Genomic DNA, 22,162 nt, shown 5'->3' with positions numbered 1-22,162 from the left:
TGACACGCACGTAGTCAACGTGGCGGCGAGTCACAAACCCGGTCATGGGCTCAGGTAACCACAGATGGTGACGGCGCGCCAGTACGTGAGTACACGGCCTTCATGCCAGTCCTGGACCGATCGCGGGACAGCCCTCAACGAGTTCGTCGGTGCTGTGATCGGGTAGGTTTCGCCGGGTCGTCGGACGAGAAGCGGACCGTGGCGGCGGCGGGAAGGGGGCAGGCGATGAGCGACAACTACCTGACGGTGATCCCGACGGATCCGCACTGGCAGCCCGGTAAGGATGCGGTGGATCGTGCCGTGACCGTGCTGTGCGGACTGCTCCCGGACGACGACGCCCGCCGTGGTCTGGAAGCCAAGTGGCACGACAGCGTGGAGGTGGTCTCCTGCGGCGCCAACCTGGAGACGGTCTCCTGCCCGCACTGCGGTGGGGGGTTCGCACTCGACCGGTGGGCGGAGGCCGTCTCGGAGCTCTACGCCGAGGGCTTCCCGACGCTCATGGTGTCGGTTCCCTGTTGTGAGGTCGAGACCTCGCTCAACGAGCTGGTGTACGACTGGCCGATGGGCTTCGCGCGGTTCAGGATCGAGGTCCTGTACCCGAACCGGGCATGGCTGAGCAACGAGGAGCTTGCCTCCCTCACGGGCGCGCTCGGACACCCCCTACGACAGATCCTCATCCATGTCTAGTGCCGGACCAGTAGGTCCGCCGGTGCGGCCGGGCTGCGCCTTCGCGCGGGCGCCCGCCGCCGACGAGAAGGGGATCGCCGTCGCGGTCCGCGTCAGCACCCTGCGCCGTCTCCGACGCGGCGAGCCCCATGACGGGCCTGGCGTGATGCCCTGGACCGGCGCGACCCCGGACCCCCGGGTCGCTGAGGCAGACCCGCCGTAGAAGAGAGCCCTCCTTGGCGAGTCACAGGGCCCACCAGCAGTACAGCCGTTGGTCGGAAGCCTGAGCGCGCTGAGCCAGTGCGGCCAGGGCTTCCAGAACAGCGGCGGTGTCCTCGACGCTGATCCCCATCTGCCGGAGTTCATCGGTCATGGACCACGGTCCGGCAAACCGAACGAGGTCGTCCTGCGTCGCCGTGGCGAGGGCACCGGTCAGGGTGTCCGACAAGCTGACCACGAACGGCGGACCGTCCTCCGGTTCTGACAGCAGCTGCCCGGACCGCGGGTGTTCGCCGGCCTCCTCATGACTGCAGCCGGTCATGATGGCTTCGAGCTGAGCGACGGCGACGACCGGATCGATGTTCTTCAGGAAGACCACGTCGACTCCGGCTTGCCCCGGCCCTCCGGGCGTCTGGAGGACCGCGACGGCAGCTCGGTCGTCAGCGGCAGAGAAGTAGTCGCACAGCGTCATGCCGCGGATTCTGCCACCCACGGCTGACAGTCCGGCCGTCACCGCCGGAGCAGTCGACGGCCGACCATACGAGGGCCAATCGTCAGTGCCTTGACGCACGCCGGTGCTCTACTCGTCACCCGTCACCCCGCACCGGTCGTCACCCCGGCCGTCACGCCCTCGGCCGTCACCGCCAGCCCAGCTCCGGTGCCACATGGGTCAGAACGCTGTCGATGACATGCGCGTTGTAGTCGACACCGAGCTGGTTGGGCACGGTGAGCAGCAGGGTGTCGGCGGCCGCGACGGCCTCGTCCTGCGCGAGCTGTTTGACGAGTACGTCGGGTTCGGCGGCGTAGGACCGGCCGAAGATACTGCGGGTGGTGGGGTCGATGTAGCCGATCTCGTCCTTCGAGGCGCGCTCCTGGCCGAAGTAGGCGCGGTCCCGGTCGTCGACGAGCGGGAAGATGCTGCGGCTGACCGAGACCCGCGGCTCGCGGGTGTGGCCCGCCGCCCGCCACGCCTCCCGGTACGCCTCGATCTGCTTGCGCTGCTGGACGTGCAGCGGTTCGCCGCTCTCGTCGTCCTTGAGCGTCGAGCTCTGCAGGTTCATCCCCCGCTCGGCGGCCCACACCGCGGTCGCGTCGGAGCCGGACCCCCACCAGATGCGGTCCCGCAGGCCCTCGGAGTGCGGTTCGATGCGGAGCAGCCCCGGCGGGTTGGCGAACATGGGACTCGGATGGGGCTGCGCCATGCCCTCGCCCTTGAGTACGTCGAGCAGGGTCTCGGCGTGCGCGCGCGCCATGTCGGCGTCGGTGCCGTCCTTCGGCGGCCGGTAACCGAAGTACCGCCAGCCGTCGACCGCCTGCTCCGGGGAGCCCCGGCTGATGCCCAGTTGCAGGCGGCCTCCGGAGATGAGGTCCGCGGCCCCGGCGTCCTCGGCCATGTAGAAGGGGTTCTCGTAGCGCATGTCGATCACACCGGTGCCGATCTCGATCCGGGTGGTGCGTGCACCGATGGCCGCGAGCAGCGGGAAGGGGGAGGCGTGCTGCCGCGCGAAGTGGTGGACCCGGAAGTAGGCGCCGTCGGCTCCCAGCTCCTCCGCCGCGACCGCGAGGTCGATCGCCTGGAGCAGGGAGTCCGACGCGGAGCGGGTCCGGGAGTGCGGTGACGGCGTCCAGTGCCCGAAGGACAGGAATCCGATCTTTTTCATGTTTCCTTCAACGATGAGGGGCCCGGTTCATTCCGTGCCCGCGAGGAGCACCGGGAAGGAGGTCGCCCGCGCGGTTCCTCGTACGCCCCTTGCACCGGCGCTACTGCGGGCTGATCTTCTCGATGACCGTGTCGGTGATCTCCGCCAGCAGAACGATCTGGCCGGGCGTGAGGTGGTCGAGGAACAGGCGGCGGACGTCTTCGACGTGCCGCGGCGCGGCCGCCTCGATGGCCGCGCGGCCGGCCGGGGTGACCGCGACATAGGCCCCCCGTCCGTCGTCGGCGCAGTCCTCACGCGTGAGGAGACCGCGCTTCACCATGCGCGACAGATGGTGCGACACCCTGCTCTTCTCCCACCCCAGTACCTTGGCGAGCTCCATCACGCGCAGCTGGTCGTCCGGGGCGCGGGTGAGTTCGGCGAGTACGGTGTAGTCGGTCGCGGACAGCCCGAATTCGCTCTGCAGGGACCGGCCGGCCTGATTGACCAGAAGATCGTGCATGCGCAGGAGTCCGCGCCATGCCCGTCCCTCGTCAGGGGAGAGCCAACGGGGTTCTTCAGTCATGGGGCCAGCATAGGAAAAAGTTGACGCTTCAGTCACCTTTCCCACCGCTGTGCTACGGCGCCGGTCAGCGGGCCAGAGGTGCGAGCTCCCGCCACTGTGTCCGCGGCAGTCCCGGGTCGGCGCTGATCGCATGGAGGGCGACGTGGGTGGCGCCCGCGTCGAGGTGGGCCTTGATGCGCTCGTCGACGGTGTCGACGCTGCCCCAGGCGACGACGGAGTCGATGAGGCGGTCGCTGCCGCCGCCCACGAGGTCGTCCTCCGAGAAGCCCTGCCGCAGCAGACTCCTCGCGTAGTGCCCCATACCGATGAAGGGGGCGAGGAACCCCCGCGCGGTGGCCCTGGCGCTGTCCGGGCGGGGATCGACCACGACGGCCTGGTAGGGCGCGAGGAGGGGGCCGGGCCCCAGGACGGCGCGTGCGCCGGCGGTGAAGTCGGGGGTGACCAGGAAGGGATGTGTGCCGGCGCTGCGACGGGCGGCGAGTTCGGTGAGCCTGGGGCCCATGGCGGCCACGAGCCGCTCGCCGACGGGTACCGGCTCAGGAGCTTGGTCGAGACGGTCGAGGTAGGTGCCGAGGGCGGCCAGGGGACGGTATGTCCCGCCGGCGTGCTGAGCGGCGGCGGCGTCGCTGACGCCGAGGCCGAGGAGGACGCGGTGGCCGTACTCCTTGCGGAGCCGGGCGTGCCCGGCGGCCATGTCCTCGGCAGGGTGGCGCCAGATGCTCAGCACGCCGGTCGCGACCGTGGTGTTCTCGGTGGCGGCCAGAAGCCGTTCGGCGTCGCCGAGGATGTCACCCCCGCCGAGACCGGGGATCCACAGGGTCCCCCAGCCGTGGCTGTCGAGCTCGGCCGCGGCGTCGGCGATCTCGCCGCTGTCGCCGTGCAGACGCAGTTCCGGACTCCAGATGCCGGTGGTGCCGATGTGCATGGCGGTGTTCCTCCCGTACGGGGGTGAGTGCGTCCGGGGCGGTGTGGTCAGACCTGGTTGGCGCCGCCGTCGACGAAGATCTCGGTGCCGGTGATGTAGCTGGACTGGTCGGTGGCGAGGAAGAGGGCGAGGGAGGCGACTTCCTCGGGCCTGCCCATGCGGCCGAGGGGCACGCCGGCGGCGAGGGTGTCGCGCAGCTGCGCGGCCTGCTCGTCGTCGGGGGCGAGTCCGTTGAGGCCAGGGGTGGTGATGGGGCCGGGAGCGATGGTGTTGACGCGGATGGTGCGGGTGCGCAGTTCGTTGGCCCAGGTACGGGCGAAGGAGCGGATGGCGGCCTTGGAGGCGCCGTAGACGCCGAAGGCCTCGTTGCCGACGCTGCCGGCGGTGGAGCCGGTGAGGATGACGGAGGCGCCGTCGTTGAGGAGGGGCAGCGCCTTCTGGACGCTGAAGAGGACACCCTTGACGTTGGTGTCGAAGGTGGCGTCGAAGTGTTCTTCGGTGACCTGCTCCAGGGTGGCGAATTCGCCGCCGCCGGCGTTGGCGAAGAGCACGTCGATGCGGTCTCCGTGGTCGGCGACGGTGGCGTAGAGGCGGTCGAGGTCGGTGAGGCTGGCGCTGTCGGCCTGGACGCCGATGACGTCACCGCCGATCTCGGCGACGGCCTTGTCGAGGGTCTCCTTGCGGCGGCCGGTGATGTAGACGCGGGCGCCCTCCTCGCGGAAGCGGCGGGCCGAGGCCAGTCCGATGCCGCTGGTGCCGCCGGTGACGACCGCTGTCCTGCCGTCGAGCTGTCCCATGGTCTTCTCCTTGCTGGGTGGTTCGGTAGATCCATTCCGTTCAGCCTTCAATCACCGTAGATCTGGAAAGGTGACGTGTCAACTACTTACAGGGCGGCGAGGTGACGGCGTGGGCAGACACGCCGAAGCGGTGGCAGGTGTGCTCTCACACCTGCCACCGCTCCTGTATGTCTGCCCGCACCGCTCATACGGCTCGTGAACACGCGCACTGTGCGTTGACGTACACCACATGCCATGCGTCACTTCACGACCCGGGCCGGCCTTCAGGGGTGAACCAGCGCATGTAGGGGCGGCGGTGGGGTCAGGTGAGGGCGGAGGCGAGAAGGGCGAAGGCGGCGATGATGACGGCGACGCGGACGTAGTGCCAGCGCTGCCAGCGGTTCAGCTGCTGCTTCCAGTCGGCGGGCCGGTTCTCGGGGGTCCAGGTCTTGTTCCGGTTGTTGATCGGGACGAGCAGCAGTATCGACATGACGACACTGACGATCAGCAGTCCGGCGGCGGTGACGACGAGTCCGGCGCCGTGGTGGTGCCGTCCGGCGACCGCCCAGATCGCGCTGAGGACGAGCGAGCCGATGTACCAGAAGGGCATCAGGGCGCCGAGCATGCGGCCGCCGTGGGCGTGGCCGAGCTGGCCGCTGTCCTCGGGAAGCGCGTCCAGGATCCGGTTCATGATGAAGGCGACGGAGAACTCCACCCCCACCATCAGGCCGACGACGACGGTGGTGACGACCTCAAGCGCGTTGAGCATGACGATCCTCCGTTGACCTAGCGTTGCTAGCTGATGAAGCAACGCTAGTGCTGCTGCCGCTCGATTGTCTAGCGGTGCTAGGATCGACTTATGTCGGTACAGGAACGCAAGCAGCGCGAACGGGCGGAGCGCGAGCGCCTCATCGTGGCGACAGCCCGCGAACTCGCCGAGCGACAGGGCTGGGAGGCGGTCACCACCCGCCGGCTCGCCGAGAGCATCGAATACAGTCAGCCCGTCCTCTACAGCCACTTCCGCGGCAAGCGCGAGATCATCGGCGCCGTCGCCCTTCAGGGGGCCGCCGAACTGGCCGCGTCGGTGCGGGACGCGACCTCCGCCGCGGACGGCCCGCGCGCCCGGGTCGCCGCTCTGGCCCGCGCCTACCTCGACTTCGCCGCCCGCAACCCGGCGGTCTACGACGCCTTGTTCCAGCTCGACGGCGGCCTGGCGTACGCGCAGGAGGACACCCCCGAGCCTCTGAAGGATGCCTTCGCCGCCCTGCTGGAGACTCTCGACGAGGTCGCCGGCGACGGCGTCAACCCGGGGCTGTTCACCGAGGTGTTCTGGGCGGCCCTGCACGGCCTCGCGACCCTGACCCGCGCGGGCCGCCTGCTGCCCGAGGACGCCGAGGCGAGGGTGGAGCTGCTGGTGGACCGGCTCGCCATGGTCTGACACGCCGCCTCCATGGGCACACAGCCGGGCCCCCACTTCCGGTCAGCCCCACCCCGAAACCCTTCGGGGTTGACGGTGGATGCAATCGAGGCGTTGGACAGGCAACCCAGTCCCACAGGCTTCTTCGTCAGCGGACCTGGTCGCTCTTCGGCCCGACGCTATTGATCCTGGTCGGAGTTCCCTCCGGGGCGAACGAGTGGTGGAAGGTGAAGGCGTGCGGCGCGGAGCCGTGGTCATGGAGGTGTTCCAGCCGGGAAACCCCGTCCTGCCAGGTGGGTGTCACACCATCGGGTACCCACCAGATCACGTGATTAGGGTGCCCTGTCCTCTCGAACCAGTCGTAACGCCTGTTCAGCGCCGCACGGTGCAGACCGGTGTAGACGGCGTCGAAGGCGGGGCGCAGACCGGTCCACAGTGAGAGGGTCGCGGCCAGGGCGGTGGTTTCCACCGTGCGGCCCTTGCCGTACCACGTCGGTACGGCGAACTCCCCCCATGCACCCCAGTCCGCCTCGAACAGCAAGCCTCGGTCGCCCTCTGCCGCTTCAGCGCGGCCGAGGTACCCGGGCTGCTGACCGACCTTCCGGTAGACGGCCTCACCCATGTCGTAGAACTCGCTCATGAGAGGCGCGGGATCGGCGAGAGGTGACTTCAGGACGCCGAATGTGTAGAGCGCGAGATGGGGCATGCGTCTCTCCCTGGGTGTGGGTGCCTGGTGTGGACCCGGTTCGGTGGCTTACGCCTGGGGGCGAGGATCCGCGGGGCGTGACCAACTCGTCCCGTCGCGGATGGCTCAGCCTGGGCCAACTCCTGGGCGACCGCGGGTGGTTGCCGAGGACAAGGTGAAGGTAGCCGCCTCCGCGGGCCCTGTCGAAGTTGCGTTTTCCCTGTCCACGTGGCCTCTTGTACGGTCCACGCTGTCCGGAGCAGCCCACTCGCGGCCACCCCGCACGGCGAGGCCGCCGGCCTTTCCGGGGTAGAGGTGGGCGGTGCCGTCGTTCCACACCACCGTCAGGTCGGGCAGGCCGTCACCGGTCAGGTCGCCGGCCCCGGCCATGGCCTGGACCATGCCCCAGCCGCTCGACAGCTTCTGCCGGACGCCGACGGACGCCGAGGCCGCTCGCTGCACCCGGGTACACGGGCCGGGCGCAGCCATCCGGCTCACGCAAGCCGCTCGGACTTCACGACTGACGGGCACCCGTACTCATGACGCCACCTCCTGTCACCAGGCCGCCACACCGGCGACAGCCCCGCGCTCCAGTGCACACTCGCCCGCCGGCCATCCGGGAGCCCGGCCGCTGCCGGCGCGAACACCTCTGTCGACGCGGCGACAACACAGGACCTGCGGCATGTGCTGTCCGCAGATTGCCCGGGGCCCAGCCAGCGAATTCGACGGGTCGAGCAGGGAAAGGGCAGGGCCATGGATATCCCATAGAGCACACCAGAATCCGGCTGTCTGCGCCGGTCAACGCAATCTTGCCGAAGCCGCACACGCGGGCGGTCACCGTCGCATGCATATACGGATGCGAGTGCATCAGGGAAGGTTGCCCAAGTCGCGCATGAACCGCACGGCCTTAGATCCTCCACGAAGAGCCCTCCCAGCAAACCCGTGACCTGCAACGACCGTGAGGACACGCGCGAGCGGAATTACGACACCACCCTTCGGGGCAGCGGTGATGTCGCATACCTGCCAGCCCTCGCCCCGCTCCGCCTGCTGAACTGAACACGCAAGAGCGCACACATCACAGGACGGAATCCATGGCCGCATCCACCACCGCCACCACGCGCGACCCTGGCGGGCCCGAATCACCGCCTCGCTCCCCGGTAGTCGGATGGCTGGCCGTCGTCGCGGTGACGCTGGGAATCTTCTCCATCGTCACCACAGAAATCCTCCCCATCGGACTTCTGACCAAGATCGGCGCAAGCTTTACCGTCTCCGACGGCATGGCCGGACTGATGATGGTCATGCCCGGCTTCCTCGCAGCGATCGCCGCACCCGTCGTCACCGTCGTGACCGCGCGGATCGACCGCCGCCTGATGCTGTGCGTCTTCATGGTCCTGCTCGCCGCAGCGAACTTCCTGGCAGCAGCAGCCCCCGACTACTGGCTGGTCCTGGTCTCCCGCATCATCGTCGGCGTCGTGATCGGCGGCTTCTGGTCCATCGGCGCCTCGCTGGCCGAACGCCTGGTACCCGTCGCATCCGTCGGCCGAGCCACGGCAGTGATCTTCTCCGCAGTACCTTTGGGCTCCGTACTGGGCGTGCCGGCCGGCACACTCATCGGCGACCTTGCCGGATGGCGCACCGCGTTCATCGCCATGGGCGGCTTCACCGTCGCCGTACTGATCATGCTGTTGATCGTCACGCCGCCACTGCCACCTCACCAGACCACGCGCCTGCGCGTACTGCGCGGCATGCTCAACAGCGTTGCCACCCGATTCGCCCTTCTCCTGACCGTCCTGGTCGTGTTGGCGCACTTCGGCACGTACACCTACGTCACCCCGTTCCTTGAGCAGGTCACCGACGTCAGCTCCGGACTCGTCACCGTCTTCCTGCTCATCTACGGAGCAGCGGGCATCCTCGGCAACTTCCTGGGCGGCTCTCTGATCGCACGGCACCCCCGGGCCACCTTCGGCACCGCCGCCGGCATGATTGCTGCCGCCACCTTGCTCCTGCCCGTCACGGGGCATGGCACAGTCGCAGCGATCGCCCTCCTCATCGTCTGGGGCATGGCATACGGGGCCGTCCCTGTCTGTTCCCAGACGTGGTTCACCAAGGCGAGCCCCGACACCCCCGAAGCCGCTTCCGTCCTGTTCACCGCGTCGTTCCAGGCCACGATCTCCCTCGGCGCTCTGACCGGCGGACTCGTCGTCGACGCCAGCTCACCCTCGACGGTCATGACCCTGGGCGGCATGACAGCCACCCTCATGGGCATCGCTGTATGGACCCACTACGCCAGGCGCCTGACATGGCCGGACAACGCCTGACCGTCTCGGCTTGCCTGACGACCTGACACGCCCGGACCTTGCCGCACCGCGAACGGTGCGGGCGGCGGAGCGCCTGGGTCATTGCGGCTGCGGTTGCACCACGCGGGTCAGATCGCGTCCCCAGGTGCGTACGCCGTGCCGCCGCAGCCACCAGACCACCGCGGTGTCCCGCAGTCCGACCGCCAGCAGCAGGACCGCGACCGCCCCGCACACGTGGACGCCGATGAACCCGTTCCCTACCTCGCCGCCTCTTCCGTCCGCTCCCGTGCCGCCGGAATCACGGAAGACAGGGGACGCGGATTGCGCGGGAGGCTACGGCGCGGGCGGCCCGGTCAGACCCGCGCCGCGAGCAGTCCGGGCAGTGCCCTCATGTCACCGAAGACCCGGACGTGCCCCGAGCACCGGCTCTCCTCCGGCCGGTCGGGCCGGTACCAGTGGACGCGCAGGCCCGCGTCGTGGGCGGAGCGCACGCCGACCTCGCTGTCCTCGACCGCGACGACGGCCCCGGGGTCCAGCCCCAGTGTGCGTACCGCCTGCCGGTAGAGGCCGGGGTCCGGCTTCCACGTGCCGAGTTCGTACGCCGAGAAGTGGGGCCGGTGAAGAAGCCGTCGAGGCCGGTGCGGCGCAGGCGGTCCTCGATCATGCCGAGCGGGGAGTTCGACACCACCTACACGGGCGCCGTGATCTCCCGCAGGGCCGCCGCCATCCCGGGCGTGGCGCGCAACCGGGTCGCCAGGTGCCGCTCGGCGATCTCCCTGACCCGCTCCACCGCGTCGTCCGGCAACGGGGCGTCCGAGTACTGACCGATGATCGCGACCGACTCGCTCATCCCCGGCAGCTGTTCCGCGCCCCCACCATGCGTGGCCACTGGCCCTGGTCCGGCCGGAGTCGGCCACCACCCGAAGCGGTGCCGAGCCGGCGCAAGGGGCGGTCAGCCCCGAGCAGGAGGACCTGCTGGAGGGCGGCCTGCCGCACCCGGAGCCGTGGGCGCACAGCCTGGTGCTCACCGCCGCCCGGCCGCTGGACCCCGAGTGGCCGGCCGTGGTCGTCAAACGGGTGGCGGCCGCCCATCCCGGCCTGTGCTCGGCGTTCCGGCGCACGGACACCGGCTGGCGTGCGGACGCCACGGACCGCCGGCTGTGGCGCGTCGAGGCGCCGGGCGCCGATCCGGCCCGGCTGGCGGCCGCCCATCGCGCCGCCTTCCACGCCGCCGGTGGCACTGGGCCGGGTCTGGGGCGCGGTGCTGGCCATGGCCTTCGCCGCCGCGCCGGTCGGCATCTTCGCCACGGGCTGGCTCGCGCAGAACATCGGTCTGCGCCCCACCCTCGGGCTGTTCGGCGGTCTGTACGTGCTGCTCATCTGCTACGTGGTCCGGAACCGCCCGCTGCGCGGCCTCGCCGACCCCGCGGAGGCGCGGACACCGGTCTCCGAGGACGCGGCGACGGCGGGCTGACGCCGTGCCCGAGCCGAGCGGGACGGTTTCGCCACACGCGCAAAGACCACCGCCCGGCGGGGCCTCGCCCTAGCCTCCTGACATGCAGTCACCGATCATTTCCGTACAGGCCCAACCGCGAGACGCCGCCTCCTGGACCGCGCTGGCCCGGCGCGCGGAGGCAGGGGGGTACGACGCGCTGCTCGCGGCCGACCACCCGGGCACCGCCGCCTCCCCCTTCGTCGCGCTGGCCGCCGCTGCGGCGGTCACCGAACGCCTCGGCTTGGGCTCCTACGTCTCCCACGCGGGGGTGCGCGAGCCGCTGCTGCTGGCGTCGGACGTCGCGACCCTGGACCTCGTCTCCGGCGGACGCGCGCGCCTGGCCCTGGGCGCGGGCCACACCCCGGCCGAGTGGGAGATGCTGGGCGGGCAGCGGCCGGACGTGGCAGGGCGCGTCCGGCGCTTCCAGGTCGTGGCCGAAGCCTGTCGCGCGCTCCTCGCGGGCGAGACCGTCACCCTCGACGGCCCCGAGGCGCGCGCCCGCCAGGCCCGGCTCACCAGGCCGCGCCCGGTCCGGGGCGATGTGCCGTTCACCTTCGGGGGCGGCAACACCGCGCTGCTGCGCTGGGCGGGGGCGCACGCGGACGTCGTGGGCCTGAGCGGGCTGGGCCGCACCCTGCCCGACGGCCACATGCACGAGACGCGCTGGAACGCCGAGGACATCGACCGCCAGATCGACCTGATCGAACAGGGCGCCGCCGGCCGGTCCACCGCCCCGGCGCGCGAGGCACTGGTCCAGATGGTGGAGGTCACCGACGACGCCGAGGCCGCGGCCCACCGCATCGCCGGGCAGCTGAACTGCTCCCCGGCCGACGTGCTCGCCTCGCCCTACGCGTGGGTCGGCACGGAACGGGAGATCACGGCCGCGCTCGACGAGCACCGGCGCCGCTGGGGGATCACCCGCTACGTCGTCCGCGAGTCCCACCTGGACGCGGTGGACCGCCTGCGCGCCCACTTCCCGGACGGCGGCGGCGCGGACGCTCCCGAACGCGAACAGAAAGCGATGAACAACGCGTAGCCGAACGCCATTTCTCGACGGGATGTGCGACACAGCAGAGGCGGCCGGCCGGCGCGCGCGAGCGGACGGCGGCCGGGACCACGCCTCCGACACCCCGTGACCAGTGTACGGAGCCGCTCGAACGCCGCGCACCGCAGCGGCACACCGGTCGCCGCTGCCACGTCGGGGTCCCCGGCCCCCACCCGGACGCTGCACGACGTCAGCACGGCAGAGATCCGCCGACTCGGTGACCAGCACCCCTCGCGAAGATCGTCACGACGGTTCGGTACCTGCCGAGCTGGAGACGAACGGCACGGACGCCGGGGCTGGACGCCAAAGACGTGTACATCGTGCTCAGCGTCGGCGGTGTGATCAGCGCCCACGAGTGAGCACTTCCAGCCGGCCGGCGACCGCCGGCACGGCCAGGCGCCGCTGTACCACGGCGCCCGCTGTCGAGCGGCGCCCGGCCGGGGGCGCCGTGCCTCCGGCCTCCGGGACCGCACGCGGCGCCGCCCCTCCGGCCCGGCAGCCGCGGTCGTACCGGCGGGCCTCGGCCGCCGCGTCAATCGTCACCTTGCTCGACGTCCAGATGGATCGGACCCCGGAGAACGGGGCTGGGCCGGTACGGCGGCGGCTCGGCGACCAGCCTGGGGCGGTCGAGTCGGCGTACCAGCTCGGTCAGCGCGATCTGGGTTTCCCGCCGGGCCAGCGGGGCGCCGAAGCATGAGTGAATGCCGCTGCCGAAGCCCAGGTGCTGGTTGTCACGCCGGTCCGGGTCGAAGCGGTCGGGATCGTGGAAGCGCTGCGGATCGCGGCTGCCCGAGGCCAACATGAGCATGATCTGCGAGCCTTTGGGGATGACGGTGTCCCCGACGGTGATGTCGCTGTACGCCGCCCGCCAGGGAATGATCTGTACGGGTGGCTCGTAGCGCAGCAGTTCCTCGACCAGCGGCACGACGAGGTCGGGTTCGTGGCGCAGTCGTCGCAGCACGTGAGGGTGGCGCAGCAGCGTCAGCATGCCGTTGGTGATGAGGTTGACGACGGTCTCATGGCCGGCGATGAGGAGCAGTTTGGCGGTGGCGACGATTTCGGGGTCGGTCATCCGGCCGTCGGGCCCGTCGTCGTTGGCCAGCCGTGAGAGCAGGCCGTCGCCCCGTCGGCCGTGGCGCTGTTCCACCAGCTCGCCGAGGCGCCGGCGCAAGTCCTTGCGGGCCTGTACGCCCTTGTCCAGCTTCTCCTTCGGGTCGGTCTCGGGGTCAAAGTCGACCGAGTTCATGATGTCGTTCACCCAGAGGTGGAACCGCGGTTCGTCCTCGCGCGGGACGCCGAGCAAGTGGCACGTCACGGTCACGGGGAACGGGCAGGCGAAATCGTCGACGACGTCGATCCGCTCCCTGCCCACGAAATCGTCGATCAGGCTGCCGACGGTGGCGGTCAGGTCGCTTTCCATGTCGGCCACCAACCCCGGCGTGTGCGGGGGGCCGAACTGGCGCATCGCCATACGCCGCAGGCGATCATGCTCGGGCGGGTCCCTCTTGATGAACGCCGTCGTGACGCCTTCCTCAAGTGCGGGCATCGGGCACGACAGACTGCGCATGTCGGAGCTCAGGTGCGGGTCGTGCAGTATGTCTGTGATCTCGCGATAGGTGCTGATGACGTAGCTGCCGTCCTCCTGCCGAGCCACCGGCGTCTCGCGCAACTCGGCATACAGCGGGTACGGGTCGGCCCGGGCGGAGTAGTCGAAGATCCGTCGCAGCGTGCCGCGCATCTCGGCCGTGGTCATACGGCCCTCCTCCTGCCGGTGCCGGTGCCGGTGCCGGTGCCGGTGACGACCGCGGTGGCGCCCTGAGCGAGCAGGCCGGGCCCGGGGAGGTCGACGGGTACCGGTCTCACGTCGGTCGGCTGGTCCGGCGTGGGGGAGCGTGGCGGGAAAGGTGCGGCCGTCTCGATCAACCGTCGGTAGTGGTGCAGCCACTTGGCGTCGTCGAAGCTCACGGCAGCCGTGACGCGGCCCCGATAGCCGTATGCGGCGACGAAACGATGGTCGTCCAGCGACCCCTGGGTGACGACCACCTCGTCGGCGAAGGTCGGCACGCCGACGGACTTGATGTTGACGCCGAACTGGATCGACCAGAACAGCGGGATCGACAGATACGGCCGGCGGTCCGCCTGGGCGCTGACCATGTTGTGGGCCGCGACCTCGGCCTGCTCCACGGCGTTGGCCCAGTGCTCCAGTGAGATGAGCCGGTGTTCATAGAGGGGGTGCGGGCAACGCGCCACGTCTCCTGCGGCGAACACGTCGCCGGTGGCTCGGCCATGGATGTCGAGGGCGCGGCAGCCTGTGTCGCAGGCGACTCCCCACACGCCCGCTGCCAGCCCCGACTCCCGTAGCCACTCGGTGTTGCGAATGCTCCCGAGTGCCACTACCGCCACATCGGCGTCGACCGTACTGCCGTCGTCGAAGTGAGCACGGCGGAACCGCCCCTGTGCGTCGCCCTCAAGCCGGGTGACCTTGACACCGCACCGCAGGTCGACGCCGTGAGTGCGCTGCAAGTCCGCCGCAACCTCACCGATCACGGCACCCAGCGCCCCGGCCAGCGGAGCCGCTCCCAGCTCGGCGACCGTCACCGGTAGCTCCCGCTCTCGGCAGACCGAAGCGATCTCGGAACCGGTGAACCCCGCCCCGATCACCAGAACGCGGGAAGGCCCGGCGGCGAGGGCTCGCTGCAGGCTCTCGGCATGTTCACGCGTACGCACGACGAACGCCCCGTCCACAGCCGCCTCGGACTCGACGCACCACGGCCGCGCCCGTACCCCGGTGGCGATCAGTACCCGGTCGAAGGGAACCTCGCGTCCGTCCGCGAGTCGTACGCGGTTCGCCGCGAGGTCCAGCCCACTGGCGGGCACGCCCAGCAACCACTCCGCATCGATGCCGCGACGGCGGGGCAACGTGGTGCCCCCGGCCGGCACCCACCCGGTCATCACCTGCTTGGACAGGGGAGGCCGGTCGTAGGGTTCGCCCAGCTCGTCACCGATCATGGTCAACGACCCGGTGAAACCCTCGGCGCGCAGCGCCTCCGCAGCCCGCAGCCCCGCCAGTGACGCCCCGACGACCACGATGCGGCCCTCGCGCTTGAACGCCCGCAGAGTAGCGGCACTGGTCACGGCGCCGGAGCCTTCGCCAAGGCGTTCCGTCCCTCCAGCCAGTCGACCAGAATCGCTTGGACCGGACAGGCCGCCGCGGCGCGTAGCACCAGGCTGCGCTGGGCGTCGTCGGGGTTCGGGTCGTACATCAGCGCTTCCTCACCGTGCATCCGGAACGCCTCCGGAGCCAGGAACGCACACTGTGCATACCCTTCACATCGGGAAAGATCAACGACGACTCTCATCCCGACCCTCCACAGGGAGTGCGAACTCCAGACCCTCAAGCCGGCGCCGCTCCGGCCCGAGACAAGCCCCGAACGGGCTACTCGATCGCTGCCTATCCTGCGATGTGCGCGGGGCACAGCACCCGTCGGTCTCCATGAAGACGCTTGATCATCGCGGCCAAGGCAATCGACGCAATCGACGTTCGAACGTATCTACAAAGGTCATGGTATGACCCAAAATCCCAGCCGCGCGCACATCACACGCACTCCGGAAAGGGGGCCCGCCGACTGGTGCCGAAGCCACGGACAGTCGCGGCCCGGCGGCATACAGCTGATCGGCGCAATCCCGCCCACGCCGGGCACGCGGCCTCAGCTTTCGGACGGTTATGTGCGCGAGGTGTACCGGGCGACGGCCTACGAACCACTCGACCCGGGCAAACCCGTCCCGCCCTGGCCAACCGGACGCGGCCCCCACCGCCGCACCACGCCGTCGCCCCCGCCAGAGGCGGACCGACTACTGGCTGGTCGACACCCCACAGGTCGTCCACGCCCCCAGATCCTCGCCTTGGACGACGAGGGTATCCGCCGCCTCGGGGAGGGTGCCGCCGTCTCGGGCGAGGGTGCAGCAGTGCTGCCATGCCACGTCTCACCCGAGCGGGAACCCGGCGGCTGTGCCGGCCGACTCGCCCTCGGCCTCGCCCATCACCAGGTCGTAGGGCACCGCAGCTGACCGTCGGCCTGTTCGCCCAACTTGACCGGTCGCAGGGGCACTCGGGGGGCACCCGCAGCGCTCCGAGGACCTTCGCAAGGGGTCCCGTAGGCGTCCGAGGTTAGGATTTCGTCGGCAGCAAGATCGAAGACGTCGACCACGTCGAGCGGAACAGACCCGGCCGGAACCAGAGGGATCAGCACCTACCGCTTGGAGAACTTAGGATGACGGACGTCGCCCCCCTGGGAATATTTGGCAAGATCGCGAGCCAGGCCACCTGGTCAGGAAATGCCGACATGCTTCGTCGACGAGTGGGCGAAATTCCCAAGGGAGAGCGGAAAACAATCGCCGAGTATCTTCGCTCCGGCACTCCGATCATCGCCCTGATGGGGTTCTCGGAAGACATTCTTGGCAACAAGTTCTCCCGCTCCGGCGGCACCGCCCTCATGAGCGACGGCCGCTTCTTCTGGCGGCTCGACGCAGCCGACTACGTGGAGCATTACGGTATCGGTCTCCCAGAAGAGTTCATCGCCTACGGCACCGAACGTCGGTGGATCGCTCCGGCCCTTTCCCGCGACGAGGTCGTTGAGGTGGACGACCGCCTCAACGGACTGCGACGAGCGGGGGTCTTGTGACCTGAGCGTCTCCGCCAACGCCCGTGTTGCCGTCGCCGTCAGGCCGTCAGGGAGGAGCAGCGGCGCCCTGAGGCACGGGGGAAGCCGCGTCAGCGGGAGCCGCGGCGGCCGGCGCGTGCGGACTGGGGGTACCCACAGGGTGAGCGGTGGGAGCCCGTCGACTAGCGGGGCTGGAACTCGGCCGTGTCGGTCGCCGCACCGCCGTTGCCGCTGCGGTGCGGCGGACCGCCGAGACCTTCGGCCGCCTGGACGTGGTCGTCAACAACGCGGGCTACGGCCTGTTCGGCATGGTCGAGGAAACCACCGAGGAACAGGCGCGCGCCCAGCTCGACACCAACCTGTTCGGCCCGTTGTGGGTGACACAGGCGGCCCTGCCGTACCTGCGGGCCCAGGGCAGCGGTCACATCCTGCAGGTCTCCAGCCTCGGTGGCCTCGCCGCCTTCCCCACCCGCGGGCTGTACAACGCCGCCAAGTGGGCCCTGGAGGGGATGAGCGAGGCCCTGGCCCAGGAGATCGCCCCCTTCGGGATTCACGTGACTCTGATCGAACCCGGCCCCTACGGCACCGACTGGTCCGGGACCTCCGCAGTGCACACCGAGCCGCTCCCCGCCTACGAACCCGTCCGCGCCGCGCGCCGGGCCGGTGCCTCCGCCCGCACGCCACAAGACGCCCGAGGCACCGCCGCCGTTGTCCTCGACCTCGTCGACACCGGCACACCACCCCTGCGGCTCTTCCTCGGCACCTACCCCTATCCGGTTGTCGAGGCGGCCTATCGGAAGCGGGCTCGACACGTGGAACGACTGGCGGCACCTCGCGTCCCGTGCGTGACCGGTACGGAGCACCCCGCGGCGCCCGGGGGCGGCCGGGCACCTGGCGCCTCCGGCGCCCTCCCGCCTGGCAGCCACGTCACCTCCGACACCCCCGGGTGAACCACCCCGCCCAGCCCCGGTCGCGCCCCGGGCGCGAGGCCGACCGGGTTCCCCGGTGGCAGGAGGCGGCCCGGATGCCGCCGCCGTACTCGCAAGCGCCCTGCCGACGACATCGTCAAGGTCGCCGGGATGCCCGACCATGACTTCGGCTTCGCCCTGCACCTGCTGGTCCCGGGTATCGAAGCCATGGCCGAGCGCGGGATCCAGGCGTCAGTTGCTGAAGTAGAGGTACTTCCAGCGCCGTACGTCGTGGAGTTCACCGAGTCGCCGGACGAGCCGTTGACGTGGACGGATCGCATACGGGCTTTGACGCCGGCCTCACCGGGGGCGCCGAGCTCGACGAGGGACTTGCCGTTGGTGCCTAGTGCGGAGTCCTGAGAGTCCAGCGAGTGCCAGGAGCCCTGGTAGTACGCCTGGAGGTCGAAGCGCTGGCAGCGGCCCGGGTAGTACGTCATGGCCGTCGTGAGCAGCGGGTCCGTACGCTTGTGGAACCAGTAGACGCCGAAACACTTCGCGGGCGCGACCTAGGGCGGCCACATCGCGCGCTGTCTGGCGGAACAGGATCGCCATGGGCGGGTCCCGTGGCGGGCTGACTACGAAGGTCCCCCAGAGCCGGCCCACGAGCTGCGACAGGGCATGTGGATCAAACCAGTTCCAGCCCGCCGTCGATGGTGAGGATCTGGCCCGTGAGCCAGGTCGACGTGGGATCGGCGAAGTGAACGATCCAGGACGCCACTTCCTCGGGCTCACCTCGCCTGCCGAGAGGAATCTGTGCGGCCTGCTCCTTCTTGACCCTTGTCACGTCCTCCTGTGTGAGACCGCTCAGGGACAGTGCCTCGCTCTCCGTCGGGCCGGGCGCTATGGAGTTCACCCTGACCTTGTCCTTGGCCAGTTCGAGCGCCCAGGTACGTGTCAGCTGTTCCAACGCGGCCTTGGAGGCCGCGTAGTGGGCGGCGCCGGGCTGGGGGCGGTGGCCGTAGGTGCTGGAGATGTTGATGATCGAGCCATGACTGCGGCGCAGATGGGGAAGTGCCGCTTGGGCGAGCATGGTGGGCGCGATGACGTTGAGGTCGAACAGATCAGCGATGCGCTCGCGTGTCACCTCTTGGAGGGAGACGCGTGCGGTTGCGCCCGCATTGTTCACCAGCACGTCCAGTTGCTTCCACCGGTCGATCGCCGCGCCGATGATCAGCTCGGGAGCCTGCTCCGAGCGCACGTCGACGGCGAGGGTCGCGATGTTGGGGTTGACGGCGGCGGTCTCTTCCAGGGCTGTCACTCGTCGGCCCACGCCGAGGACGTGGGCTCCCGCCTCGGCCATCGCGATCGCCGTGGCTCGGCCGATCCCCGAGCCTGCGCCGGTCACGATCGCGATGCGACCGTCGAGGGTGGGCTCCTGCTTCATGACGGTACTTCCTCACTCTGGTGACGGGTGGCTGGACCGAAGTGGGGGTCCAGCCGGGCATCGACGCCCCGCTTCGCCCTCCTCGTATCGGGCAGCCTGCGCGGGCGAGGCAGCGCGAGAGGTTCCCGGGCGGCGCCGCACACCCACAATAATCGATAATCGTCGATGTTCGAAGTATTCTGGACTCATGCCCAGAGAACTGCTCCATCCCGACCTCGAAGCCGTCACCCTCGCGAAAGTGCTGTCAGCCCTCGGCGACCCCGTCCGCCTTCACGTCATGGACATCATTGCGGACGGCAACGAACACACACGCAAAGACTTCGATGTGCAGCTCGCCCAGTCCACCTTCAGCCACCACATCAAGGTGCTCCGCGACGCCGGGCTCCTTCTGCAACGTATGGAAGGCACACGCTGCTACGTGTCCCTACGTGAGGAAGCACGGGACAGGTTCGCCGCCGTACTCGACAGCGTCCTGGCCACGGACAGAGCCGAACGCGCGAAATGATCAGCGGCGGCAGCTGCTCAAGGGCCGCGGCCCGGACGATCGCCCCCGCACTGGGGGATGGTTCGGCCGTCAGTTTCGACGCGACACGGCTCGTGTCCAGCCACGCTCGACGTCCGGTCACCACCGGCGTGGTCGGCGGAGGTATTCGGCCTTTGCAACTCACCTGGCCCGGCGGCGCCCACTGCCGGGCCACGGGCCAGGGAGCGGGGGTCTTGTTTGTCACCACCTGCCGCGCGTTCACGAGCGCCGCACTGGGCCTGGCGCTGCGCCAGGACATCGTGGCCCTGCACCGCGACCTGCTGGGCTCCTGGGTCAGGGGTGCGCATCTGGAGACCCTGATCCCGTTGAGCGGAAGCGGCGGCGGCACCAGCCGACGACCCTCTGCCTGACGGCGCCACTGCGGGGTCACGGCCGCCCGGCGAGAGACCGCGCGAGGCGGACGGTGGCGCGGGTGACACGCAGGACCAGGCCGGTCAGCAGCTGGTGGGCCAGGTCGATCTCTTCGATGGCCTGATCCTGGCCGGTGAATGCGAGGGCGAAGGCGCGTTGGGCCTGGGAGATGGCGCGTACGCCGATGATTGGCGTGGTCTTCGGCTTGGTGCGGGCGGCGGCGTAGGCGGTCGCCACACGCTGCGTGACAGCCGCGGGCCCTGCGCAGCAGAAGGCTTGCCTTCGTCCAGCAGGAGCTGGTGGAGGGTCGCCGCTGCCTCCGGAATCTCCGCCGCGCCGACCAGACGGCGACCGGCGGCTGCCCTGGCCAAGCGGGACGCCGAGTCGGCGTCCCGGCTCGTCATCGACCGGGGGGCTCACGGCCCCCCTTGGACACACGGTCGGGCCGGTCCGGAGGTCCCGTTGCCCGGCCCAGGTGGCGGGAGAAGGCGGGGGAGCGGGTCCGCGGACGATGTCGGTCATCTCTTCTTAGCGCATGTCTCCGCCTCCGCCAGGTACCGCGCCACCGGCCCCAGCGTGACCATCCCGCTCGCCCCGCCCGCGTGTTCGGCGTGGGCGGGGCGCAGGGCCGCCGCGGCGCGGGCGGCGACCGGGCGCTCGCCGAGGCGGGCGGCGGCGTGGGCGGTCAGGCACCACAGTGCCTCCTGCATGTGATCAGGAGGTGGCTCGGGCGCCCTGGCCAGGGCAGTACGGGCCTCCTCGGTCCGGTTCCGGGCGAGTAGCACCAAGGGGTGCGTCCACGGGTGGTACGGGCCCCAGTCGAGGGCGGAGTCGGTGGGTGCGGGACGGTCGTGCAGGAGACGTAGGCCCAGGAGGGCGAGGGCGAACAGGCCCCGGTGCAGTCCCGGCATGCCCGCCGACGCGGCGAGGGCGTCCTCAGCGACGCGGTAGTGCGCCGCGGCCGTGGCGGCGGTCGGTCCGCCCGGTTCGGCGCTGCGGGCGGCCGTGACCCGGGCCCGGAACCAGGCAGTGAGTACGGGGACGAGAGACGCCTCCGTGCTGACGGCGAGCTGCTCGGCGGCCTCGGCGTGCGCGGTCGCGGCATGGAGGTCGCCGAGGGCGGAGGCGGATTGCAGGCGGATGAGCCGGCCGAGCACGGCGAAGTTCGGCAGCTCGTGCCGGGTGGCCAGGTCAAGCATCTCGATGCCGATCAGATCCCGTGCCGCCGCGAGCCCGGGCCGGGTGAAGGACTGGAGGAACACGCCGTTGAGGGCGAACACCAGCAGGGCGGGGTCGCCCAGCTCCCGGGCCAGCGCCTCCGCCGCACGCGCCGCCTGTCCGGCACGTCTTCGTTCGGTGCCGGACAGGTCGGCGCCGCGGCTCTCGACCGCGACGGTGGCCAGCAGCCGGGCGCGCAGTCCGGCGGGGCCGTCGGGACCGAGCGCGGTGAGCGTACGCTCGGCCGCCGCTACGACGGCGCGGGCCTGCTCGGGGTCGTCGGCCCGGCTCCAGAGGGCCGGTACGTCGTAGGCGCCGATGACGCGGGCGGTCAGGGCGATGTCGCCGGTGCGCTCCGCGGCCTGGGCGGCGGCGAGGCGGTCGCGCCGCGAGTGGACGAGGGCGTCACCACCGGCCAGGGCCAGGGTGCGCGCAAGTTCGACAGTGGTGCGCGGGCCGAGCCGTACGCCGGCGGTCCACACGGTACGCGCGGGCTGGAGCGTCGTAGCTCCCTGGAGGATGTCCGTCTCCAGGCGCCGCAGGTCGGAGCCGGGGTCGAGCCCGAGCTGGTCCGCGAGCATCGTGCGGGCGCGGCGGAGGGTGGCCAGCGCGTCCGCCTGCCGGCCCGCGCGGTGCAGTGCGCGGGCCAGCAGTCCCCAGGCGGGCTCGCGCCAGGGGTGTTCGGTGACGTGGGCGCCCAGTTCGGCGACCAGCTCGGCTCCTGAACCGGAGTCGAGGAGGAGGCGGGCGCGCAGCTCCACCCCCTCCAGCCTCAGCTCCTCCAACCGGGTCCGCTCGCGCTCGGCCCAGGCGGAGCCGGTCACGTCGGCGTAGGCCGGGCCGCGCCAGGCCGCGAGGGCCGCGTCGAGGTCGGTCAGCGCATCGGGCGTACGCCGGGCGCGGGCCAGGGCGTCCTCGAACCGGTGGACGTCCACGTTGTCGCGCGAGAGGCGCAGCACGTAGCCGGGGCCCTCCGTGACGAGGACGCGCGGCGGAGTGCGGGGCGGCCGGTCGGGTTCGATGGCGCGGCGCAGCGCGGCGACGAACGTGCGCAACGCACCCACGGCGCGCACCGGCGGCTCGGCCCACAGGTCGCCCACGAGGGTGTTGGTGGCGACCATCCGTCCCTCGGCGGCGACGAGCCGGGCGAGTACCTCGCGGTGGCGGGGCCCGCCCAGGTCGACCGGTGTGCCGTCATCCCGGAGGGCCCGCACGGCACCGAGCACGTCGATTCGCATGCCCTCCATCTTCCGTGCCGCGGGTCTACGGCGTCGAAGCGTACTGATCG

Annotated in this window: 24 protein-coding genes and 1 pseudogene; 9 read left to right on the top strand and 16 right to left on the bottom strand. The window is 70.5% G+C overall.

Features of this window, described 5'->3' with window-relative positions:
- The first annotated feature begins 225 nt into the window (after nucleotides 1-225).
- Entirely contained in the window at nucleotides 226-687 is a 462-nt protein-coding gene (locus tag C3492_RS13925) for a hypothetical protein (RefSeq protein ID WP_103812073.1), read from the top strand.
- 223 nt (nucleotides 688-910) lie between these two features.
- Here C3492_RS13925 and C3492_RS13915 read toward each other — a convergent pair whose 3' ends face one another.
- From C3492_RS13915 to C3492_RS13890, 6 genes are all read right to left on the bottom strand, one after another.
- Nucleotides 911-1,357: a hypothetical protein gene (locus C3492_RS13915; protein ID WP_181140362.1), complete on the bottom strand. Its 447-nt coding sequence runs from the start codon at nucleotides 1,355-1,357 to the stop codon at nucleotides 911-913.
- A 166-nt stretch (nucleotides 1,358-1,523) separates the two neighbouring features.
- A complete protein-coding gene (locus C3492_RS13910) occupies nucleotides 1,524-2,546 on the bottom strand; it encodes an LLM class flavin-dependent oxidoreductase (protein WP_103812070.1) in 1,023 nt (340 codons plus the stop codon).
- Nucleotides 2,547-2,646: 100 nt separating this feature from the next.
- Entirely contained in the window at nucleotides 2,647-3,045 is a 399-nt protein-coding gene (locus C3492_RS13905; protein ID WP_103812069.1) for a MarR family winged helix-turn-helix transcriptional regulator, read from the bottom strand.
- Between the two features lie 127 nt (nucleotides 3,046-3,172).
- Nucleotides 3,173-4,033, bottom strand: coding sequence for a TIGR03620 family F420-dependent LLM class oxidoreductase (locus C3492_RS13900; protein WP_103812068.1), 861 nt, complete (start codon nucleotides 4,031-4,033; stop codon nucleotides 3,173-3,175).
- Nucleotides 4,034-4,080: 47 nt separating this feature from the next.
- Nucleotides 4,081-4,830, bottom strand: a complete 750-nt coding sequence (locus C3492_RS13895; protein ID WP_103812067.1) for a glucose 1-dehydrogenase — start codon at nucleotides 4,828-4,830, stop codon at nucleotides 4,081-4,083.
- A gap of 301 nt (nucleotides 4,831-5,131) precedes the next feature.
- Nucleotides 5,132-5,578, bottom strand: coding sequence for a DUF1772 domain-containing protein (locus C3492_RS13890; protein WP_103812066.1), 447 nt, complete (start codon nucleotides 5,576-5,578; stop codon nucleotides 5,132-5,134).
- Between the two features lie 90 nt (nucleotides 5,579-5,668).
- On the opposite strand from C3492_RS13890, the gene C3492_RS13885 reads away from it, so the two are divergent.
- On the top strand, nucleotides 5,669-6,247 hold the full coding sequence (locus tag C3492_RS13885) for a TetR/AcrR family transcriptional regulator (protein WP_103812065.1): 579 nt from the start codon (nucleotides 5,669-5,671) through the stop codon (nucleotides 6,245-6,247).
- Nucleotides 6,248-6,374: 127 nt separating this feature from the next.
- Here the strand turns inward: C3492_RS13885 and C3492_RS13880 are convergent, their stop codons facing one another.
- Nucleotides 6,375-6,932, bottom strand: coding sequence for a DUF3291 domain-containing protein (locus C3492_RS13880; RefSeq protein WP_103812064.1), 558 nt, complete (start codon nucleotides 6,930-6,932; stop codon nucleotides 6,375-6,377).
- A 1,070-nt stretch (nucleotides 6,933-8,002) separates the two neighbouring features.
- Here C3492_RS13880 and C3492_RS13870 point away from each other — a divergent pair.
- Nucleotides 8,003-9,229, top strand: a complete 1,227-nt coding sequence (locus C3492_RS13870) for an MFS transporter (RefSeq protein WP_181140361.1) — start codon at nucleotides 8,003-8,005, stop codon at nucleotides 9,227-9,229.
- Nucleotides 9,230-9,307: 78 nt separating this feature from the next.
- Here C3492_RS13870 and C3492_RS45735 read toward each other — a convergent pair whose 3' ends face one another.
- The 3 genes and pseudogenes from C3492_RS45735 to C3492_RS45725 form a co-directional block, all read right to left on the bottom strand.
- The gene (locus tag C3492_RS45735) at nucleotides 9,308-9,442 is read right to left on the bottom strand and encodes a hypothetical protein (protein WP_258055693.1); all 135 of its coding nucleotides are present in this window, start codon (nucleotides 9,440-9,442) and stop codon (nucleotides 9,308-9,310) included.
- Between the two features lie 119 nt (nucleotides 9,443-9,561).
- Nucleotides 9,562-9,807, bottom strand: a pseudogene (locus tag C3492_RS46645) (HAD-IA family hydrolase); the annotation flags it as partial.
- A gap of 89 nt (nucleotides 9,808-9,896) precedes the next feature.
- On the bottom strand, nucleotides 9,897-10,058 hold the full coding sequence (locus tag C3492_RS45725; protein WP_258055691.1) for a hypothetical protein: 162 nt from the start codon (nucleotides 10,056-10,058) through the stop codon (nucleotides 9,897-9,899).
- Between the two features lie 384 nt (nucleotides 10,059-10,442).
- On the opposite strand from C3492_RS45725, the gene C3492_RS13860 reads away from it, so the two are divergent.
- Together C3492_RS13860 and C3492_RS13855 are read left to right on the top strand one after the other, a co-directional pair.
- Nucleotides 10,443-10,682, top strand: a complete 240-nt coding sequence (locus C3492_RS13860) for a hypothetical protein (RefSeq protein ID WP_146075684.1) — start codon at nucleotides 10,443-10,445, stop codon at nucleotides 10,680-10,682.
- A gap of 82 nt (nucleotides 10,683-10,764) precedes the next feature.
- The gene (locus C3492_RS13855; protein ID WP_103812061.1) at nucleotides 10,765-11,739 is read left to right on the top strand and encodes an LLM class flavin-dependent oxidoreductase; all 975 of its coding nucleotides are present in this window, start codon (nucleotides 10,765-10,767) and stop codon (nucleotides 11,737-11,739) included.
- Nucleotides 11,740-12,280: 541 nt separating this feature from the next.
- On the opposite strand, the gene C3492_RS13850 is transcribed toward C3492_RS13855, so the two are convergent.
- From C3492_RS13850 to C3492_RS13840, 3 genes are read right to left on the bottom strand one after another with little or no spacing between them, the layout of a single operon-like run.
- Complete coding sequence (locus C3492_RS13850) at nucleotides 12,281-13,501, bottom strand: cytochrome P450 (RefSeq protein ID WP_103812060.1); 1,221 nt, start codon at nucleotides 13,499-13,501, stop codon at nucleotides 12,281-12,283.
- A complete protein-coding gene (locus C3492_RS13845) occupies nucleotides 13,498-14,883 on the bottom strand; it encodes an NAD(P)/FAD-dependent oxidoreductase (RefSeq protein ID WP_103812059.1) in 1,386 nt (461 codons plus the stop codon). The genes C3492_RS13850 and C3492_RS13845 overlap by 4 nt, the downstream gene beginning before the upstream one ends.
- Entirely contained in the window at nucleotides 14,880-15,107 is a 228-nt protein-coding gene (locus tag C3492_RS13840; protein WP_103812058.1) for a ferredoxin, read from the bottom strand. Before C3492_RS13840 ends, C3492_RS13845 begins: the two co-directional genes overlap by 4 nt.
- Before the next feature lie 912 nt (nucleotides 15,108-16,019).
- Here C3492_RS13840 and C3492_RS13835 point away from each other — a divergent pair.
- Nucleotides 16,020-16,430: a hypothetical protein gene (locus C3492_RS13835; protein WP_146075683.1), complete on the top strand. Its 411-nt coding sequence runs from the start codon at nucleotides 16,020-16,022 to the stop codon at nucleotides 16,428-16,430.
- A gap of 146 nt (nucleotides 16,431-16,576) precedes the next feature.
- On the top strand, nucleotides 16,577-17,359 hold the full coding sequence (locus tag C3492_RS13830) for an SDR family NAD(P)-dependent oxidoreductase (protein ID WP_258055690.1): 783 nt from the start codon (nucleotides 16,577-16,579) through the stop codon (nucleotides 17,357-17,359).
- Nucleotides 17,360-18,002: 643 nt separating this feature from the next.
- Here the strand turns inward: C3492_RS13830 and C3492_RS13820 are convergent.
- Complete coding sequence (locus C3492_RS13820; RefSeq protein ID WP_103812056.1) at nucleotides 18,003-18,761, bottom strand: SDR family NAD(P)-dependent oxidoreductase; 759 nt, start codon at nucleotides 18,759-18,761, stop codon at nucleotides 18,003-18,005.
- 187 nt (nucleotides 18,762-18,948) lie between these two features.
- Between C3492_RS13820 and C3492_RS13815 the strand changes: the two genes are divergently transcribed.
- The gene (locus C3492_RS13815) at nucleotides 18,949-19,266 is read left to right on the top strand and encodes a helix-turn-helix transcriptional regulator (protein WP_103812055.1); all 318 of its coding nucleotides are present in this window, start codon (nucleotides 18,949-18,951) and stop codon (nucleotides 19,264-19,266) included.
- A gap of 212 nt (nucleotides 19,267-19,478) precedes the next feature.
- Nucleotides 19,479-19,655, top strand: coding sequence for a hypothetical protein (locus C3492_RS13805; RefSeq protein WP_258055689.1), 177 nt, complete (start codon nucleotides 19,479-19,481; stop codon nucleotides 19,653-19,655).
- 16 nt (nucleotides 19,656-19,671) lie between these two features.
- Here the strand turns inward: C3492_RS13805 and C3492_RS13800 are convergent, their stop codons facing one another.
- Nucleotides 19,672-19,893 (bottom strand): hypothetical protein, encoded by a 222-nt coding sequence (locus C3492_RS13800; protein WP_103812054.1) that lies wholly within the window; start codon nucleotides 19,891-19,893, stop codon nucleotides 19,672-19,674.
- A gap of 281 nt (nucleotides 19,894-20,174) precedes the next feature.
- Nucleotides 20,175-22,112 (bottom strand): AfsR/SARP family transcriptional regulator, encoded by a 1,938-nt coding sequence (locus tag C3492_RS13795; protein WP_103812053.1) that lies wholly within the window; start codon nucleotides 22,110-22,112, stop codon nucleotides 20,175-20,177.
- Nucleotides 22,113-22,162: the final 50 nt, after the last annotated feature.

Source organism: Streptomyces sp. Ru62 (genome assembly GCF_002920615.1).
GTDB lineage: Bacteria > Actinomycetota > Actinomycetes > Streptomycetales > Streptomycetaceae > Streptomyces.
This window is presented reverse-complemented; position numbering and strand designations above follow the sequence as displayed.